At 39.3% G+C, this 2140-nt stretch carries 1 protein-coding gene; it reads left to right on the top strand.

Going from position 1 to position 2140, the window contains the following annotated elements:
* Positions 1–504: 504 nt before the first annotated feature.
* On the top strand, positions 505–1917 hold the full coding sequence (locus tag CWB66_RS16320) for an alanine/glycine:cation symporter family protein (RefSeq protein ID WP_138586183.1): 1413 nt from the start codon (positions 505–507) through the stop codon (positions 1915–1917).
* Positions 1918–2140 lie beyond the last annotated feature (223 nt).

Below are 2140 nucleotides of genomic sequence, written 5' to 3'. Positions count from 1 at the left end.
ATGGTCACTCAGCTTTCAATTGAGACTCTAATTTGTTTGCCTTACTTAGCGAACTAAGCTTGGCTGTTAGAACTCAATCTGTACGAGTGCCCACACAGATGATTGCTTTATATTGTTAAAGAACGTTGCGGTTAAAGTTAAACTTTATCTCGCTAGGGCTGCGCATATTACGCTTTCCTATTTTTTTGTCAACACTTAATTTTGGTAAACGTTATATTTATCAACACTAAGTTTTACTTAACACCCTGAGTAGTTTGGGTCTCGCTATGCGTTGCCATATCCCGTCTCAGTGGGGCTGCATTATAGGGAGCGGCGGATTTTACGCAAGTGTTATTTACATAAAATAGTAATTAAAATTAAGCCCCAAGCAAGCACACACGATAAACACACGTTACCCACAAAACCCTGTTGATAACTCCGCTTTTACACTTTAAAACTAAACACTTTTATCTTGATGTGATAAGTTGCGGTCACTTTTTTAACTCATGTATTTAGGTAGTACCCATGACAGACATAATAAACAGTATAAGTGCCCTTTTATGGGGCCAGGTTCTCGTCTACTTATTAATAGCAGCAGGTCTCTTTTTTACTTTTCGATTAGGCTTTATTCAATTTGTACAATTCCCACATATGTTTAAAGTAATGTTTGGTTCTCGTAAATGTGGTGAAGACGAAATTTCATCCTTTCAAGCCTTTTGTACATCGCTAGCGGCCCGCGTTGGCACCGGTAATATGGCCGGCGTTGCGGTTGCATTATATTTAGGCGGCCCAGGTGCTATTTTTTGGATGTGGCTGATTGCATTAATAGGTATGGCAACCAGTTTTGCTGAAAGTACTTTAGCACAGGCTTATAAAACAAAAGATGCTGAAGGTAACTTCAGAGGTGGCCCTGCTTATTATATGCAAAATGGTTTAGGTAAGCGCTGGATGGGAGTTTTATTCTCATTATGCTTGATTTTAGCCTTTGGTTTAGTATTTAACGCTGTGCAGTCAAACTCTATTGCTGCCGCATTTGAAGTGGCATTTGATGTACCTAAGTATATAGTAGGTATTTTCTTAGTGATTGGCTCTGGCATCATTATTTTTGGTGGCCTGAAAACAATTTCTCGCTTTGCTGAAATGGTTGTGCCATTTATGGCATTAGCTTATTTGCTGGTTGCTCTTTATGTTTGTGCTGTTAACTTTACTGCGCTACCGGATGTACTAGTGCTTATTATAAAAAGTGCCTTTGGTATTGAGCAAGCAGGGGCCGGTGCAATTGGTTATGGCATAACGCAAGCTATGATCCAAGGGATCAAGCGTGGTTTATTTTCAAACGAAGCTGGTATGGGTAGTGCTGCTAATGCCGCTGCTACGGCAACGCCTTACCCTCCACATCCGGCATCACAAGGTTATGTGCAAATGTTAGGTGTATTTATTGATACTATTGTAATTTGTACCGCCACTGCCTCACTTATCTTGCTTTCACAGCAATTAGTACCTGAGTCTGGTGTATTAGGTATTGAACTTACTCAAGCTGCATTACAAGAACATGTTGGAGATTGGGGTACTTACTTTATTGCTATCGCTATACTCTTTTTTGCTTTTACGTCTATTGTTGCGAATTACTCTTATGCTGAAACAAATTTAATGTTTTTAGAACACAACTCTAATAAAGGTATGTTTATCTTTAGACTTGTTGTTTTAGGTATGGTGATGTTTGGTGCAGTCGGTGAGCTTGGTTTAATTTGGACGCTTGCAGATATATCAATGGGCTTAATGGCTATTGTGAACGTTATAGCGCTATTTATGCTTTCAGGTGTTGTTGTATGGCTCTCTAAAGATTATAACGAGCAACGAAAACAAGGTTTAACGCCTACATTTGATAAAACTAAGCATCCAAAGCTTGCTAAAGAAGTTGATCCCAAAGCATGGTAATTAGTTAGTTTTTATACAAAGCGAGCTTAGGCTCGCTTTTTTAATACTAGGATAAAAAGCCCTTATACTCAGAGCTTGTTGACCTTTGTCGATTGAAATTTGCTCTATCCAAGGGCAAAACCGAGTTACAAAGAGTAAATCGTCCCAAGGAGCATTTATGCTGCGTTATCGCCTATTTATGGGGAATAACCACACACCATAGACTCTGCCTTGCCTAAATACC

Origin of the sequence: Pseudoalteromonas sp. S558, assembly GCF_005886635.1 — a bacterium.
Taxonomy (GTDB): Bacteria; Pseudomonadota; Gammaproteobacteria; order Enterobacterales; family Alteromonadaceae; genus Pseudoalteromonas; species Pseudoalteromonas aliena.
The sequence above is the reverse complement of the archived record's forward strand: the minus strand, read 5'-3'. Positions and strand labels throughout refer to the sequence as shown.

Excerpts from the sequence above, each read along its gene's own strand:
- CWB66_RS16320 (WP_138586183.1), top strand. The coding sequence starts at position 505 with ATGACAGACATAATAAACAGTATAAGTGCCCTTTTATGGGGCCAGGTT.